This window comes from Micropepsis pineolensis (assembly GCF_055392125.1).
The window spans coordinates 1669930-1685055 of sequence record NZ_AP042408.1; the positions used below are offsets into that span (position 1 = coordinate 1669930).

Below are 15126 nucleotides of genomic sequence, written 5' to 3' on the forward strand. Positions count from 1 at the left end.
AAAAGCCCTCACCCTGAGCTAAGTCGAAGGGGAGGGCTTTTGGTTTTTAAGTGCTCCACATCCTTCGACAAGCTCAGGATGAGGGGGTATGGTGCCGGACGGTCACCGGAGACATTTTGCGCATATGGACTGGGTTGATGAAGCGATTGTCTTGTCGGCCCGCGCGCATGGGGAATCCAGCGCGATTCTGGAAGTTCTGACCGCCGAGCATGGCCGCCATATGGGGCTGGTCCGTGGTGGCACATCCCAGCGTATGCGCCCGGTTCTGCTGGCGGGCAACAGCCTGAAAGTCGAATGGCGCGCCCGGTTATCCGAACATCTCGGCAGCTTCACCGTGGAAATGACCCATGCCCGCGCCGGGGCGATCATGGAAGGCCGCGCCGCGCTGACCGGTTTGAATGCCGCCACCGCGGTGCTTAATCTGGTGGTGCCCGAGCGTGCGCCCTATGCCAATATCTATGCCGCCACGATGCTGTTGTTTGATGCGCTGGCCGAAGATGGTCTGGCCCATTGGGGGCCGCTGTATGCCCGCTGGGAAATCGGCCTTTTGGAGGCGCTGGGCCACGGTCTGGATCTTTCCGCGTGTACCGCCACCGGCACAACCGAGGATTTGGTTTATGTTTCGCCGCGCTCGGGCCGGGCGGTGTGCCGGGCGGCGGGCGCGCCCTATGCGGCACGGATGTTGACGTTGCCGCAGTTTTTGCTCGGCAGCCAGAATCCCATAGAACCGGGGGATATTGCCGCCGGTTTACGGCTTTCGGCGCATTTTCTCGCTGAAAGGTTGTTGATACCGCATGGCAAGACGCTGCCTGCCGCGCGTATGCGGTTGGAGAGCCTGGCGGAATCATATAAACCGGAACCATGATCGCACCACCCGTTCACGACGATGTTCGCCACGAAGCCCTGTCGAGCGCGCTTAGCACGCGCTACCTCGCCTATGCGCTGTCCACCATCACCCAGCGCGCGCTGCCCGATGTGCGCGACGGCTTAAAGCCGGTGCATCGGCGCCTGTTGCACGCCATGCGTCTGCTGGGGCTGAACCCGGCCTCGGGCTTTAAGAAATGCGCCCGCGTGGTCGGCGATGTCATCGGTAAGTATCACCCCCATGGCGATACCGCGGTTTATGAAGCGCTGGTGCGTCTGGCGCAGGATTTCGCCGTGCGCTATCCGCTGGTCGATGGTCAGGGCAATTTCGGCAATATCGACGGCGATAGCGCCGCCGCCATGCGTTACACCGAAAGCCGCATGACCGCCGCGGCCGAGCTGTTGCTGGCCGGGCTGGACGAAGACGCGGTTGATTTTCGCGCGACCTATGATGGCGAAGAAGAAGAGCCGATTGTGCTGCCCGCCGCCTTCCCCAATCTGCTGGCCAATGGGTCCAGCGGTATTGCTGTGGGTATGGCAACCTCGATCCCGCCGCATAATCTGGCCGAGCTGTGCGCCGCCACCACCGCGCTGATCCGGCAGCCGGACATGCCCGAAGACGGCTTGCTGAAATATATCAAGGGGCCGGATTTTCCCACCGGCGGCATCATTGTCGATACCCCGTCGACGATTGCCGAAGCCTATCGTACCGGGCGCGGATCGTTCCGCGTGCGGGCGCGCTGGCACAAGGAAGATGGTCCGCGCGGCACCTATCAGATCGTCATTGACGAGGTGCCCTATCAGGTTCCCAAAGCCAAGCTGATCGAACGCCTTGCCGAACTGATCGAACAGAAAAAGGCCCCGCTGCTCGACGATGTGCGCGATGAAAGCGCCGAAGATGTCCGCGTGGTGCTGGTGCCGAAGAACCGCACCATTGAACCCGAACTGATGATGGAACAGTTGTTCCGTCTGTCGGATCTGGAAACCCGTATTCCGCTCAACATGAATGTGCTGGATAACGGTTTGGTGCCGCGGGTGATGAGCCTGAAGGAGGTGCTGGTCGCCTTCATCAACCATCGCTATGTCGTGCTGGAACGGCGCACCAATTTCCGCCTGCAGAAGATTGCCACGCGGCTGGAAGTGCTCGAAGGTTATCTGGCGGCATTCCTCAACCTGGACCGGGTGATCCACATCATCCGTACCGAGGATGAGCCCAAGCCCATGCTGATGGCCGAATTCACGCTGACCGATAATCAGGCCGAAGCCATCCTCAACATGCGTTTGCGCGCCTTGCGCAAGCTGGAAGAAATGCAGATTCGTGGCGAGCATGCCGCGCTGGCCAAGGAACAGAAGGGCCTGCAAAAGCTGCTCGCCTCGGATGCGCTGAAGGCCGAAAAGCTGATTACCGATCTGGCCGAGGTGGACGCCAAATTTGGTGCCAAGACCGCCATCGGTAAGCGCCGCAGCACCTTTGCCGATCTGCCCGATATTGCCGAAGACGCGCTGGCCATCGAGAATTTTGTCGAACGCGAACCGATTACCGTGGTGTGCTCGCAAAAGGGCTGGCTGCGCAGCTTCAAGGGCCACAGCGATCCGTCCGATGCGGTCAAGTATCGGGAAGGCGACCGTGGCCGCTTCTGGATCAAGGCCGAAACCACCGACAAGCTGATGATGCTGTCGACCGATGGCCGCTTCTATACGCTGGACTGCTCCAAACTGCCCGGCGGGCGCGGCGGCGGCGAGGCCATTCGCAGCTTCATCGATCTGGCCTCGGATGCCGATCTGGTCACCATGTTCGTGCATGTGCCGGGCCGCAAGCTGCTTTTGGCCGCCACCACCGGCCATGGCTTCGTCACCAACGAAGATGATGCCGTGGCGCTGACCAAGGCGGGCAAAAAGGTCATGAACGTCAAAACCTCGGGCGAGGCGGTGGTCTGCCGCTTTGTGACCGGCGACAGCGTGGCGGTGATCGGTGAAAATCACAAGCTGGTGGTCTTTGCGCTGGCCGATGTGCCCGAACTGGCCCGCGGGCAGGGCGTGTTCCTGCAACGCTATAAGGGCGGCAATCTGCTCGACTGCACCACCTTCACTTGGGAAGATGGCCTGAAGGACGATAACAATCGCACCTTCAGCGCCGCCGATCTGAAGGACTGGAAGGGCGAGCGGGCCGGGGCCGGGCGTCTCAAGCCGCGCGGCTTTGCCCAGTCGGGGCGTTTTGCCTCATAGGGTTCGGACCGATTGACGCAACCGTGAAGTGATTTATCAGATAATTCCTGCTATGCATTCTCACATAATGGAACGGTAAGTTCCTGTTTGGGAGTGAGACATGGATCGCAGGGATTTTGTGAAGGCCGCCGGGACATTGGCGGCCACGGTGGCGTTGGCTGGCGAGGCGGTTGCGGCCGATAAACCCGAAAGCGGGCGGCAGGTGCTGCCGATTAATCGCGGCTGGCGCTACAGCGCCAAAGCGGCCGATGGCGCGCACGCGCCGGGCTTTGATGATGCCGCCTGGGCGCGGGTGACGGTGCCCCATACCAATGTGGCGCTGCCCTGGCACAATTTTGAAGACCGCGAATATGAATTTGTTTCGCTTTACCGGCGGCATTTCACGCTGCCCGCGTCGGCCAAAGGCAAGCATGTCTTCATCGATTTCGAAGGGGTGATGACGGCGGCGACCGTCTGGATCAACGGTCACCGGCTTGGCGAATATAAGGGCGGTTACACGCCGTTTTCGTTCGATCTGACCGATCACATCAACTGGGGCGGCGATAATGTGCTGGCGGTGGATGTCGATTCCACCGAACGGCCCGACATTCCCCCCTTTGGTTTTCAGGTCGACTATCTCACCTTCGGCGGCATCTATCGCGAGGTGGCGCTGCGGGTCGTCGGCACTGCCTATATCGACAATATCTTTGCCCGCCCGCAGAATGTTTTAAGCGGCAAGCCAGGGCTGGAAGTTGATTGCCATCTGAAGTCTTTTGCTGCGACCGGCCCCTTGCGCGTGGAAGCCGTGCTGAAGGATGGCAAGAAAGTCGTCGCCAAAGCATCTGCTGTGGTAGACAAAGCCGATGGTATGCACACCATCCGTTTTGCGCCGATTTCCGGCATTAAGCTGTGGGATCTGGAGCATACCAATCTCTACACCGTGGACGTAACGCTGTCGGAAAACGGTAAAGCGATTGATACGGATAGCCGCCGGTTTGGCTTCCGGGATGCCAAATTCACCGACCATGGTTTCGAGATCAATGGCAAGGTGGTCAAGCTGCGCGGGCTTGACCGCCATCAGACCTTCCCCTTTGTCGGGCAGGCGATGGCCGGGCGCGGACAGCGCCGCGATGCGTGGATTTTGCGCAAAGAACTAAAGTGCAACATTGTGCGCACCTCGCATTATCCGCAGTCACGTCACTTCCTTGATGCCTGTGACGAGCTGGGCCTGCTGGTGCTGGAGGAAATCCCCGGCTGGCAGCATATCGGTGATCTGGCGTGGCAGGATCTTGCGGTCGATAATGTCGGGCGCATGATTACGCGGGACTGGAACCATCCGGCCATCATTCTGTGGGGCGTGCGCATCAACGAATCTGCCGACAGCCACGATTTTTATGTGCGCACCAATGCGGCCGCGCACCGCCTTGATCCCACCCGGCAGACCGGTGGTATCCGTAACAAGTATGAATCGGAATTGCTCGAAGACGTTTTCACCATGAACGATTTCGGCTTTCCCTTAAGGGTGCCCAATCATCCCTGCTATCTCAATACCGAGTTCAGCGGTCATATGTATCCGGTCAAATCGTTCGACGATAATGCCCGGCACCGCGAACATGTTGTGCGTCATGCCCGGGTGCATGATCAGATTGCCTCGGATGCGCGCTTTGCCGGTGGTATTGCCTGGTGTGCCTTCGACTATAACACCCATGCTGAATTTGGGGCCGGGGACCGCATCTGTTATCATGGCGTGACGGATATTTTCCGCGCCCCCAAACCGGTGGCGGCGTTCTATCGTTCGCAGTGCGAGCCGTCGGAAGAAATCGTGCTGGAGCCGGCGATCCACTGGTCGTCGAGCGATGACGAGGAACGCATGAAGGTCGCCACCTTCTGTTCCAACTGCGACCACATCAAACTGTTCGTGCTCAAGGCCGGAAAATGGGAACTGTTTGCCGAGGCGGATCCCGACCGCAAGCAATATACCCATCTCAAATACCCGCCCTTTAACGTCAATATGAAGGATACCTTTGGCTGGGGCTGGGGCGATCTGAAAGTGGAGGGCTACATTCAGGGCAAGCTCGCTGCCACCCGGTTCTTCTCGGGACAGGGGGCGGACAAAAAGTTTGAACTGAAGCCCGATGATGTCGAGCTGATCGCCGATGGTGCCGATGCCACCCGCGTGGTGCTGCGGGTCACTGATGAATTCGGCAATATCCGTCCACTGGCCAACGATCCGATCATCTTTGCACTGGAAGGTCCGGCTGAACTGATCGGTGATAATCCGTTCGGACTGGTGGGCGGCACCGGCGCGGTGTGGGTGCGGGCAAAAGAAACACCCGGTGTGGTGCGGCTGACCGCCAAACATCCGCGGCTGGGGATCACGACGATCAGCTTTGTCGTGCGGGACGGCCACCCGGACGGGGCGTAACATGAAGGTGCGGTGGCTGGTTGCTGCGTGGTGGTTATGCTGCACCGTGGCGGCTGCCGCACCTTTCTCTGTTGGTTCCGGTGTTTTCGATCCGGCACAGCCCGATCTGGGGCTGAAGCCTGCCCCCGGCACTGAGAACATCACGGTCTTCAGGCCCGGTGCGGACACAGATCATTTTGCCAATGGCGTGGTGCTGTTCCCGTTTAAGGGGCGGCTCTACGCCCAATGGCAAAGCTCGCAAAAAGACGAAGACAGTTCCGATACCCATGTTGTGTATGCCTCCAGCGCCGATGGCGTGCACTGGACCAAACCACGAAACCTTATTGGCCCGGCGGCAAAATTTGGCATGCACAGCAGTGGTGGCTGGTGGGGTGATGGCCAGCATTTGATCGCCTTCATCAATGTCTGGCCCGAAGGCTTCCGCCGCGCTGATGGCAGCCATCCTGGCGGGCAGGCATTTTATGCTCAAAGCCGTGATGGTGTGGACTGGTCCGCCCTGAAGCCTGTGCTGGGGGCGGATGGTAAGCCGGTCGATGGCATCATCGAACAGGACCCGCACCGGCTACCCACGGGCCGCATTGTCACCGCGTTTCACCTGCGCCCCGGTATGATCGCAACGCCGTTCTATAGCGATGATCCCTTGGGTGTTTCTGGCTGGGTGCGTGGGGAAATGGCGAACCTGCCCCACGATGGTGATACCAGCCGCGAGCTGGAGCCGAGCCTGTACCGCAAGGCCGATGGCTGTCTGGTGATGGTGTTCCGCGACGAGGGCGGCAGTTTCCGTATTTTGGCGTCGGAAAGTGCCGATGCCGGGGCCCACTGGACCACGCCGGTGATGACGGATTTTCCCGATGCCCGGGCCAAGCTGTCGGCGGGCAATCTGCCGGATGGTTCGGTTTATCTGATCAATGCCCCCAGCGGGAACAAGGTGCGGGTGCCGTTGGCGCTCAGTCTGTCACGCGATGGCGAACAGTTCGTGCAAAGCTTTCTGTTGCGTGGGGGCGCCGATGCGGTCCCCCCACGTTTTGAGGGGCTTTATAAGCGGGCCGGGTTTCACTATCCCAAATCGGTGGTGTGGAACGGCTGGCTCTATGTCGGTTACAGCATTGGCAAAGAAGATGTCGCAATCACCCGCGTGCCCCTACCGTCGCTGGAGATGAAGTAGGGGCATTTTATGATGCCCCCTTTCCTTCAGACTGGCTCATCCTTCGACGGGCTCAGGATGAGGAATTTTGAATACCGGCTTATCCTTCAGAAAGCCTCATCCTGAGCCTGTCGAAGGATGGGGGCAAAGGGAACGGTTCTGAAAACGCCACGAACTCAATGACCATCCCGCCCCTGACAGGCGGATGTCCGCCGCCACCGCCGTGCATGACAGAGGTGGCGAGGCTGGATCTTTACAGCGCGGCGCGGATTTTGGCGGCGAGCGCTTCCTGCTTTTTCGGGTCGGCCATCTCGCGGGGATGGAATTGCAGATCGACACCGCTGAAGCGCGGAATGATGTGAAAATGGATGTGGAATACGCTCTGTCCCGCCGCTTCGCCGTTCAGCTGGGCCAGCATGATGCCGGGCGCGCCGGTGACCGCCTTGACCGCCGGGGCAATCTTCTGCACCGCCTGAATCAGGTGAGCGGCACCGTCCGGTGAAAGCTCGAAAATATTCTGAGCGGCTTCCTTCGGGATCACCAGCGTATGGCCCTCGGCCTGGGGCATGACGTCGAGAAAGGCGAGGACATGATCATCCTCATACACCTTTACCGACGGAATTTCGCCGCGCAGGATTTTGGCGAAGATATTGTTGCTGTCATAAGCCATCAGATTTTCCTTCGCTTTAAGCGATCTCGAAGGTCGTTTCGACTTCAACGGCAACATTGCGCGGCAGCGAGCCAGCCCCCACCGCCGAGCGGGCATGTTTACCGGCATCGCCGAACACCGCCACCATCAGGTCGGATGCGCCATTGGCCACTTCCGGCTGCAGGGTGAAGCCCGGCACGGCGTTGACGAACACGCCCAGGCGGACCACGCGCACCACCTTGTCGAGGCCGACAAGGGCTTCGACCTGCGCCAGCGCATTGATGGCGCACAGGCGGGCGGCGGCATGACCATCTTCAACCGTCAGTTCATGGCCGACCGTGCCGACATATTTGAGTTTGCCGTCTTCGAGCGGGATCTGGCCCGACAGGGTCAGGGTTTTACCGCTGACCACCCCCGCGACATAGCTGGCCACCGGGGTGGGCGGGACGGGCAGGGTGATTCCGAGTTCCTGTAAACGCGCGTGAATACGACCGGTCATGTTTGTCTCCTTGTAGCACAGCGAAAATATCCTCCCCCGGCTTAAGAAGCGAGAGCTTTTCGACGCCCCCCGGCTCATGCCATACTGCGGGCATGACACGCGAATTTGCCATGGCCGCGGAATGGGCGGCCCATCGCCGGAGCTGGATTTGCTGGCCCGCGCGGGAAGAGGTTTGGGGCGGGCCGCAAGGCTTGAAACGCGCCAGACGATGTTTTGCCGATGTGATCCGCGCCATGGCCACGTTCGAGCCGGTGGCGCTGGCCGTACACCCGGATGCGGCCGAGGCGGCGCGTGCCGCGCTCGCCGGGCTCACCAATGTTTCGCTCTTCGAGGTGCCGATCGACGACAGCTGGGTGCGTGATACCGGGCCAACCTATCTGACCGATGGTGCGTCTGTTCGTGCCCTGCAATGGCGCTTCAATGCCTGGGGCGGCAAATACGAACCCTATGATCAGGATGCCGCGCTTGCCACCCGTATCGCGGCCCATACCGGTTTGCCCTGTGCGGCGGTGCCGCTGATCTGCGAGGGTGGGGCGATTCACACCGATGGTGAAGGCACGCTGATGGCGACCCGCCAGACCCTGTGCAACCCCAACCGTAATCCCACTTTGACCGGGGCCGAGATTGAGGCCCAGCTTCTGGCCGCCACCGGCACCCGCAAGATGCTGTGGCTGGACGATGGTTTTGCCGATGAGGAAACCGACGGCCATATCGACAATATCGCCGCCTTTGTTGCGCCCGGTGTGGTGCTGATTGGGGTGCCAGCCTATGCCGAGGCGCCCGATGCCGATGCGGTCGAGCGTGCCGTTGAAACGCTGAAAAATGCCCGTGATGCGGCCGGGCGTGCCTTAAAGGTGATCGAGGTCGAGCAGCCCGTGAAAGTTCGTCACGACTGGCGGGACCGTGCGCTCAACGCCAGCTACCTCAATTTTGTTTTCGTCAATGGCGGCATCATTCTGCCCGCGTTTGACGATCCCAATGACGACAAGGCAAAAGCGCTGTTCGCCAAGCTCTTTCCGAGCCGTAAAATCGTGCAGGTCGATGCCCGCCCCGTGCTGGAAGGCGGCGGCGGATTACATTGCATCACCCTGGCCGAGCCTGCCCCTTAGAGAAATAACATGAGAAACGTAACCTTTGCCGTGACCCAATTTGCCTGTAGCTGGGACCGGCCTGCCAATATTACCAAAGCCGTCGCCATGGTGCGCAAAGCCGCCGCTGCGGGGGCTGAGGTCATTCTGTTGCAGGAATTGTTTGAAACGCCCTATTTCTGTCAGGATCAGTGCGCGGAATATTTTTCGCTCGCCGCCCCGCTTCAGGGCAACGCGCTGCTGGCGGAAATGGCCGCACTGGCGCGCGAACTGAACGTGGTGCTGCCGGTGAGCTTTTTTGAAAAAGCCGGTCAGGCCTATTTCAATTCGCTGGCGATGATCGATGCCGATGGCACGGTGCTGGGGCTCTATCGCAAATCGCATATCCCCGATGGGCCGGGCTATCAGGAAAAATACTATTTCTCGCCGGGCGATACCGGCTTTCGGGTCTGGCCGACCCGCTATGGCACCTTTGGTGTTGGCATCTGCTGGGATCAGTGGTTCCCGGAAGCGGCCCGCGCCATGGCGCTGATGGGGGCCGAGGCGTTGTTCTATCCCACCGCCATCGGGTCCGAGCCGCCGCCTGCCGCCGACTATGACAGCAGCGGGGCATGGCGCGCGGTGATGTGCGGCCATGCCGCCGCCAACTGCATGCCGGTGATTGCGTCGAACCGCATCGGCACCGAAAAGGGCAAGGTGGGCGAGATTACCTTCTATGGCACCTCGTTCATCGCCAGTGGCGCGGGCGCGGTGGTGGAAGGCTTAGGCCGGACGGAGGAGGGTGTCATCACCGCCACCTTCGATCTGGATGCGCAAGCCCAGACCCGCGCCGCCTGGGGGCTGTTCCGCGACCGGCGACCGGCCCTTTACGGGGCACTGATGGGCTTCGACGGTGCGGTAAAATCATGACCGATGCCCCATATCCCCGCATCGGGGTGGGGGCGGCGCTGCTGCGGGGTGGCAAGCTGTTGCTGATCCAGCGTCGCTGCGCGCCCGAGGCCGGGTGCTGGAGCTTTCCGGGGGGCAGGCTGGAATGGATGGAGCCGGTCGAAACCGCGGTTGCCCGCGAGGTGGCCGAGGAAGTCGGCGTTACCCTGGGTGCCATATCGCTGTTGTGCATGACCGAATGGATCGCGCCGGAGCGGGGCGAGCACTGGACGGCCCCGGTGTATCTGGCGACCGAATTTACCGGCGAGCCGCATCTGGTCGAACCGGAATGCCATGCGGGCTTAGGCTGGTTCGCGCTTGATGCGCTGCCCCGGCCGCTGACCGAAGCCGTGCAAAAGACGGTCGCAATATTGCGGCAGAGGGGCTGATTTCGGCAGCAGTGCTTCGGACAAAGTGAAGCATCAGGCGTCAACTTCCGCGCCTGCCGGGCGCTTTTTTGGGGGGGGGGGCTGAGCCCTGTCAGGCGGGGCGTGCTTCGCACGGGATGCCGCCGCGTCATTTAATGTTGTATGCGGGGTCAGCCGTCGAGCAGATGCTGGGCGTAGAGCAGCTCTTGCGGTGACAGGGTTTCGGCCTGGCAAAACGGCTCGGCCATGGCATCATCGCTCATGACAAACCCCAGCACGCCAGCCAATACAGCGGGTTCATCAAGCCGTTTTTTAAGTTCTTCTGCGCCAAGGCCCGTCAGGGCGACAAAGCGGTCCATCCATTCGGGCTCGGCGGCAAGAAATCCAACCCCGGCCAAGGCAATAACAATGGCACGGTCTTTATTCACGGCTAACCCTTAGACAGCATGCAGAAAGAGAATAATACGCCCCACCCGGAACAGCTGTTTCCCGGTTCGGACCGCATCCATGAGTTGTTTTGTCAACTATAAGCATTTTAGAAAAATGTCAACAAGCTGTTAAGGGGGGGGGATTATGTGTAGATATACAGGTAGGAAGATTTTATCGATGATGCGCCCCCGGTGAACGTGATATCAAACCGCCGGGGTAACGCCAGATGGAGCGGCGGGACGATGGATGCCAAAGCCAAAACTGTCCTGATTGTGGAAGATAACGAGCTGAATATGAAGCTCTTTCACGATCTGTTGGATGCACACGGGTATAATATTCTGCAGACCAAGGACGGGATGGAGGCTCTCGATATTGCGCGCGAGCATCGCCCGGATTTGATTCTGATGGACATCCAGCTGCCGGAAGTCTCCGGTCTGGAGGTAACCAAGTGGCTTAAGGAAGATGATACGTTAAAATCCATCCCGGTTATTGCTGTGACCGCCTTCGCCATGAAGGGCGATGAAGAGGTCATCCGCCAGGGCGGCTGTGAAGCGTATATCTCTAAACCCATTTCGGTGACGAATTTTCTCGAAACCGTACAGCGCTTCATGGGTTAGGCCCGGAAAATGGTTGCCCGCGTCCTCGTCGTCGACGACATCCTGACGAATGTAAAACTGCTCGATGCCAAGCTGACGGCTGAGTATTTCGAAGTCGTGCCGGCCTATTCCGGGGCCGAGGCACTGGCCAAAATTGAAGACAGCGCACCGGATATTGTGCTGTTGGACGTGATGATGCCCGGCATGGACGGGTTTGAAGTTTGCCGCCGCATTAAAGCCAATCCCAAAACAGCCTATATTCCTGTGGTGATGGTCACCGCGCTCGATCAGCCCAGCGACCGGGTCGCCGGGATCGAAGCCGGGGCGGATGATTTTCTGACCAAGCCGGTTGATGATGCCGCGTTGTTTGCCCGGGTGCGTTCGCTGGTCCGGCTCAAGATGATGACCGACGAATTGCGCATGCGCGAAACCACCGGTCAGAATATGGGGCTGATCGATCCGGCTTCGGTGATCAACGACACCAACATTACCGGACGTATACTGATTATCGAGGACCGGCCTGAAACCGTGGCCTGGTTCGTCGGTGCGCTGGAAGCCAATAACAATATCTCTTCAGTCGATACATTCGAAGAAGCTCTGGTGCGGGTGCGGGGCGGCGATTATGATTTGATCATCGTCTCGCTAGGCGTGCGCGGCTTTGACGGACTTCGGCTGTGTTCGCAGTTGCGCTCGCTGCCACAGGGGCGGCACGTACCGATCCTGGTCATTGTTTCGGAAGGCGATAAGCGCAAGCTCAATCAGGCGCTGGAGATGGGCGTCAACGACTATCTCACCCGCCCGGTCGACAAGAACGAAATGGTGGCGCGGGTGCGCACCCAGCTGCGTAAAAAGCGCTATGCCGACCATTTGCGCCAGAATGTCGAACTCAGTCTGGAAATGGCGGTTACCGACCAGCTTACCGGTCTGCATAACCGCCGTTATATGAGCCGCCATCTGGAGAACTTGCTGTCGCAGTCCAAACAGACCGGCAAGCCGCTGGCCTTCGCCATTATGGACATCGACTTCTTCAAGACGGTCAATGACACCTATGGTCATGACATCGGTGACGAGGTGCTGCGGGAATTTGCCAGCCGCGTTACCGCCAATGTGCGTGGCATCGATCTGGCCTGCCGGTTTGGTGGCGAGGAATTCGTTGTCGTGATGCCTGATACCGATCTGACCTTTGCCTATGCGGTGGCAGAACGGTTGCGCAAGCAGGTTGAAAGTACGTCCATTGCCATCAGCCGTAGCCCCGGCACCCTGAATATTACGGTCAGTATCGGCATCGCAGCACTGGGCGGGGCGGATGATACGGCAGATGCCCTGTTGCATCGGGCCGACCAGGCGCTCTATCAAGCCAAACGAACCGGCCGCAATCGTGTCGTTGCGGACGCGGCTTGAAACCCCATAGGGCCAAGCATCTGTGAACAGCGTATGCGGCCTGCACAAGAGTGGCCTGGATGAAATTTTCCTTTACGTTGCGTAATATCGTGCGTGTTGCTGCCGTGGTGCTTGTGGTGGCGGGCGTGGTGTGTGTCTACGCCTATCGCGATATCATCGACCCCTTCGTTATTCACCGTACCATCAAGGACAGTCTGCTGGCGCCGGTGATCTTTATCGGTGTGCAGGTTCTGGCCAGCTTGCTGTTCGTGCCGCGCAGTGTGATTGGCGTTGCGGCAGGCTTGCTGTTTGGCATGGTCTGGGGGCTGTTGTGGGCGGCGATCGGCGCGGTCATCGGGGCGGCGGTCGGCTTTGGTTTCGTGCGCTGGCTGGGGGCCAAGGGCACGCTGGACGCCGCGCCAAAAATCGGCAAGCTGATGGAAAAGGCCGAGGATGGACGCTGGCGCACGGTGGCGATTATCCGCCTGCTGCCATTTCCGCACAGCGTGGCCAACACGGCCCTGGCGCTGACCAAAATTTCCTGGCGGGATTATCTGATTGGTTCGACCATCGGTATGTTACCGATGACGATTGCTCAGGTGGGAATCGGCGCCGCGGGTGGCGCGGTGTTCACCTCCCGCGGCGGCTGGACCCTGGCCTGTCTGATTTTGGCCGTGGCGTTTGGCTTGTCGTTTTTGCTCAAACGCCTGTTGCGCCCAAAATCATCCGATACGCAGGCAGGTCAATAAAATTTTAGATTAGTGCTGCGGCGGAACCGGCTTCAGCGGCTCTTTATGGCAGACGTCTTTTTCGCCGGGTTTGCCGGGCTTGTTATGGCAATCCTTCAGCGCTGCCTTCTTTTCCGGGCCCTTATTTTTGGCATGGGCGTCTTTGGCATGAGCAGGGCAGTCGTGGCCGACGCAATCCTGTTTGGCCTGATCGTGGCCGGGCGCGGCATTGGGCGCGGGCTCACCAAAGGCCAGGGGGGCCAGCATAACAAACGCAGCCAGAGGTAAGAAAGATTTTAACGACATAGTATCCTCATATGTTTGGCACCCCGCCGCAGCTATTCGAGCATAGTTGTATGGGGGGAACAAGTCAGCAATGCCGTCCTATCGCATCAGGGTGTACGGATCGTTGCCAGTGCGCTTTCTGCCGCCGGGCGCAAGTGGTCGAAATAATACAGGCTGGGTGCATCAAAGGTGAAAAGGTCAAGCGTGCCGCTGCGTATCACCCCCAGCGCCAGTCCCTGACGGGCCAACCCATCGCGATCGACAAAATCATAGCGGAAGCGAAAACCGCGCAAGGCACCAAACTGGCTCGGATGTATATCACGCCCCCGCACCTGATGGGCGCCCTGGCGCACCAGTTTTGCAAGCTGTAAGGCCATGACATCTTCGGCGGTCATGCCGGCGCGAAAGATCAGTGCGGTGCTGTCATTCGCGGGCGCAGTCTGTCTGGTGGTGCTGCTATAAAAATCCGTATCGGGGGCCAGCCCCGCGCGAAATTCAAAGGTATCAATATCGAGCCCTTCTGCGGTGAACCAGATCGACTTGCGGCCAGCAAAATGCACCTGCCACCAGCCGGTGGGTGGCAGAAAGCTGACGCCATCATCGGCCACGATGCGGGTGGCGGGTGCGGTCTGGACAAAGCTTTTGTCTTTGGTGCTGCTGCAGGCTGCGGTCATCACAAGCGCGCATAATACCGTCAGGGGAATCCACCTCATAACGGCATATTCCCGAACAGCGCCTGGGTGAAATCGCCAGCGTCACCGGCATCGGTCAGATCGCCGGACGTGTCGGTCAAGCAGTGGTTCCAGACAATGTCACCGCTATAGAGGCTCATCAGCGACAGGCAGGCAATGCGTTCCGCCTCGGAATAGGTTTGTTGCACGCGCCCGGTGGAAAGCACGGCCAGCAGGACGTTGGCGGCAATATTGACCATGACACGGCCGTTTGATGTGGTGCGATCCCGTAAGTAAAAAAACACCGCGTAGTCAGCACCATATTGATCCGCCAGTATTCTGACGCCGGGCCCGAGTGTATCGCGCAGCGGGCTTAAGCGTTTCAGCGCCACCCGGTTGCCGGTGCCGCCGGGGCCCGCGGTCAGGGCCGCATGCAGGCGCAACATCTGACGGATGTCGGGATCTGTCGGAGCGGCGAGGGGGCTGACGGCAATGTTCCGGTCGCTGATCTGATGACGGATCAGGCCGGTGAAAAGCGTTGTGGCGGCGGCGCTGCGCGCGGTTTCAACCTCGTTGGTGCCATCCGCCGTTCGCTGCGATAAAACAATATCCGGTGGCATCAACAGCAGGCGCTTTTGCGGTCTGACCCAATCAAGTGCCAGTTTGGGCGCATAATTTTTAGGCGTCGCGCAGCCGCATACGATTATAATAATAAGCAGGCACCGCATTGAACGCAGCGGCAGCATGACCCATCCCCCACACAAACACGAACACCAAAATCCCCTCTTAAGTAGAATTAGGACGCGGAATCCAAAAAAAAGTCCAGCCGAAGCTGGACTTTAATTCTGTAGACTATGATGAACCGGCC

The 15126-nt window shown here is 59.7% G+C and carries 16 protein-coding genes; 10 read left to right on the forward strand and 6 right to left on the reverse strand.

Annotation, left to right across the window (positions count from 1 at the left end; genetic code table 11):
• The first annotated feature begins 124 nt into the window (after positions 1 to 124).
• From recO to ACZ5RI_RS07410, 4 genes are all read left to right on the forward strand, one after another.
• Entirely contained in the window at positions 125 to 865 is a 741-nt protein-coding gene (recO, locus tag ACZ5RI_RS07395) for a DNA repair protein RecO (RefSeq protein ID WP_464515466.1), read from the forward strand.
• Entirely contained in the window at positions 862 to 3090 is a 2229-nt protein-coding gene (gene parC / locus ACZ5RI_RS07400) for a DNA topoisomerase IV subunit A (protein WP_464515467.1), read from the forward strand. The genes recO and parC overlap by 4 nt, the downstream gene beginning before the upstream one ends.
• 100 nt (positions 3091 to 3190) lie before the next feature.
• Positions 3191 to 5494, forward strand: a complete 2304-nt coding sequence (locus ACZ5RI_RS07405; protein WP_464515468.1) for a glycoside hydrolase family 2 TIM barrel-domain containing protein — start codon at positions 3191 to 3193, stop codon at positions 5492 to 5494.
• Position 5495: 1 nt separating this feature from the next.
• Entirely contained in the window at positions 5496 to 6659 is a 1164-nt protein-coding gene (locus ACZ5RI_RS07410; RefSeq protein WP_464515469.1) for a sialidase family protein, read from the forward strand.
• A gap of 232 nt (positions 6660 to 6891) precedes the next feature.
• Here the strand turns inward: ACZ5RI_RS07410 and ACZ5RI_RS07415 are convergent, their stop codons facing one another.
• The gene (locus ACZ5RI_RS07415) at positions 6892 to 7308 is read right to left on the reverse strand and encodes an HIT family protein (protein ID WP_464515470.1); all 417 of its coding nucleotides are present in this window, start codon (positions 7306 to 7308) and stop codon (positions 6892 to 6894) included.
• A 16-nt stretch (positions 7309 to 7324) separates the two neighbouring features.
• Positions 7325 to 7786, reverse strand: coding sequence for a RidA family protein (locus ACZ5RI_RS07420; RefSeq protein WP_464515471.1), 462 nt, complete (start codon positions 7784 to 7786; stop codon positions 7325 to 7327).
• 92 nt (positions 7787 to 7878) lie between these two features.
• On the opposite strand from ACZ5RI_RS07420, the gene ACZ5RI_RS07425 reads away from it, so the two are divergent.
• From ACZ5RI_RS07425 to ACZ5RI_RS07435, 3 genes are read left to right on the forward strand one after another with little or no spacing between them, the layout of a single operon-like run.
• A complete protein-coding gene (locus ACZ5RI_RS07425; protein ID WP_464515472.1) occupies positions 7879 to 8895 on the forward strand; it encodes an agmatine deiminase family protein in 1017 nt (338 codons plus the stop codon).
• Between the two features lie 9 nt (positions 8896 to 8904).
• The gene (gene aguB / locus ACZ5RI_RS07430; RefSeq protein WP_464515473.1) at positions 8905 to 9783 is read left to right on the forward strand and encodes an N-carbamoylputrescine amidase; all 879 of its coding nucleotides are present in this window, start codon (positions 8905 to 8907) and stop codon (positions 9781 to 9783) included.
• Complete coding sequence (locus ACZ5RI_RS07435; RefSeq protein ID WP_464515474.1) at positions 9780 to 10190, forward strand: NUDIX domain-containing protein; 411 nt, start codon at positions 9780 to 9782, stop codon at positions 10188 to 10190. Before aguB ends, ACZ5RI_RS07435 begins: the two co-directional genes overlap by 4 nt.
• A 149-nt stretch (positions 10191 to 10339) precedes the next feature.
• Here ACZ5RI_RS07435 and ACZ5RI_RS07440 read toward each other — a convergent pair whose 3' ends face one another.
• Positions 10340 to 10597: a DUF3572 domain-containing protein gene (locus ACZ5RI_RS07440; protein ID WP_464515475.1), complete on the reverse strand. Its 258-nt coding sequence runs from the start codon at positions 10595 to 10597 to the stop codon at positions 10340 to 10342.
• 243 nt (positions 10598 to 10840) lie between these two features.
• Between ACZ5RI_RS07440 and ACZ5RI_RS07445 the strand changes: the two genes are divergently transcribed.
• Genes ACZ5RI_RS07445 through ACZ5RI_RS07455 form a run of 3 tightly spaced genes read left to right on the forward strand, consistent with a single transcriptional unit; the run spans position 10841 to position 13323 of the window.
• Positions 10841 to 11215 carry a response regulator gene (locus tag ACZ5RI_RS07445; RefSeq protein WP_464515476.1) on the forward strand — a complete coding sequence of 125 codons (375 nt, stop codon included), beginning with the start codon at positions 10841 to 10843 and terminating at the stop codon, positions 11213 to 11215.
• A 9-nt stretch (positions 11216 to 11224) separates the two neighbouring features.
• A complete protein-coding gene (locus ACZ5RI_RS07450) occupies positions 11225 to 12595 on the forward strand; it encodes a PleD family two-component system response regulator (protein ID WP_464515477.1) in 1371 nt (456 codons plus the stop codon).
• Positions 12596 to 12654: 59 nt separating this feature from the next.
• Entirely contained in the window at positions 12655 to 13323 is a 669-nt protein-coding gene (locus tag ACZ5RI_RS07455; protein ID WP_464515478.1) for a TVP38/TMEM64 family protein, read from the forward strand.
• Positions 13324 to 13332: 9 nt separating this feature from the next.
• Here ACZ5RI_RS07455 and ACZ5RI_RS07460 read toward each other — a convergent pair whose 3' ends face one another.
• From ACZ5RI_RS07460 to ACZ5RI_RS07470, 3 genes are all read right to left on the reverse strand, one after another.
• Positions 13333 to 13608, reverse strand: coding sequence for a hypothetical protein (locus ACZ5RI_RS07460; protein WP_464515479.1), 276 nt, complete (start codon positions 13606 to 13608; stop codon positions 13333 to 13335).
• A gap of 86 nt (positions 13609 to 13694) precedes the next feature.
• Positions 13695 to 14300 (reverse strand): hypothetical protein, encoded by a 606-nt coding sequence (locus ACZ5RI_RS07465; protein WP_464515480.1) that lies wholly within the window; start codon positions 14298 to 14300, stop codon positions 13695 to 13697.
• Positions 14297 to 14881 carry a hypothetical protein gene (locus ACZ5RI_RS07470; RefSeq protein WP_464515481.1) on the reverse strand — a complete coding sequence of 195 codons (585 nt, stop codon included), beginning with the start codon at positions 14879 to 14881 and terminating at the stop codon, positions 14297 to 14299. The genes ACZ5RI_RS07465 and ACZ5RI_RS07470 overlap by 4 nt, the downstream gene beginning before the upstream one ends.
• Positions 14882 to 15126 lie beyond the last annotated feature (245 nt).

Coding starts and splice junctions, on each gene's coding strand:
- recO (WP_464515466.1), top strand. CDS start 125: ATGGACTGGGTTGATGAAGCGATTGTCTTGTCGGCCCGCGCGCATGGG.
- parC (WP_464515467.1), top strand. CDS start 862: ATGATCGCACCACCCGTTCACGACGATGTTCGCCACGAAGCCCTGTCG.
- ACZ5RI_RS07405 (WP_464515468.1), top strand. CDS start 3,191: ATGGATCGCAGGGATTTTGTGAAGGCCGCCGGGACATTGGCGGCCACG.
- ACZ5RI_RS07410 (WP_464515469.1), top strand. CDS start 5,496: ATGAAGGTGCGGTGGCTGGTTGCTGCGTGGTGGTTATGCTGCACCGTG.
- ACZ5RI_RS07415 (WP_464515470.1), bottom strand. CDS start 7,308: ATGGCTTATGACAGCAACAATATCTTCGCCAAAATCCTGCGCGGCGAA.
- ACZ5RI_RS07420 (WP_464515471.1), bottom strand. CDS start 7,786: ATGACCGGTCGTATTCACGCGCGTTTACAGGAACTCGGAATCACCCTG.
- ACZ5RI_RS07425 (WP_464515472.1), top strand. CDS start 7,879: ATGACACGCGAATTTGCCATGGCCGCGGAATGGGCGGCCCATCGCCGG.
- aguB (WP_464515473.1), top strand. CDS start 8,905: ATGAGAAACGTAACCTTTGCCGTGACCCAATTTGCCTGTAGCTGGGAC.
- ACZ5RI_RS07435 (WP_464515474.1), top strand. CDS start 9,780: ATGACCGATGCCCCATATCCCCGCATCGGGGTGGGGGCGGCGCTGCTG.
- ACZ5RI_RS07445 (WP_464515476.1), top strand. CDS start 10,841: ATGGATGCCAAAGCCAAAACTGTCCTGATTGTGGAAGATAACGAGCTG.
- ACZ5RI_RS07450 (WP_464515477.1), top strand. CDS start 11,225: ATGGTTGCCCGCGTCCTCGTCGTCGACGACATCCTGACGAATGTAAAA.
- ACZ5RI_RS07455 (WP_464515478.1), top strand. CDS start 12,655: ATGAAATTTTCCTTTACGTTGCGTAATATCGTGCGTGTTGCTGCCGTG.
- ACZ5RI_RS07460 (WP_464515479.1), bottom strand. CDS start 13,608: ATGTCGTTAAAATCTTTCTTACCTCTGGCTGCGTTTGTTATGCTGGCC.
- ACZ5RI_RS07465 (WP_464515480.1), bottom strand. CDS start 14,300: ATGAGGTGGATTCCCCTGACGGTATTATGCGCGCTTGTGATGACCGCA.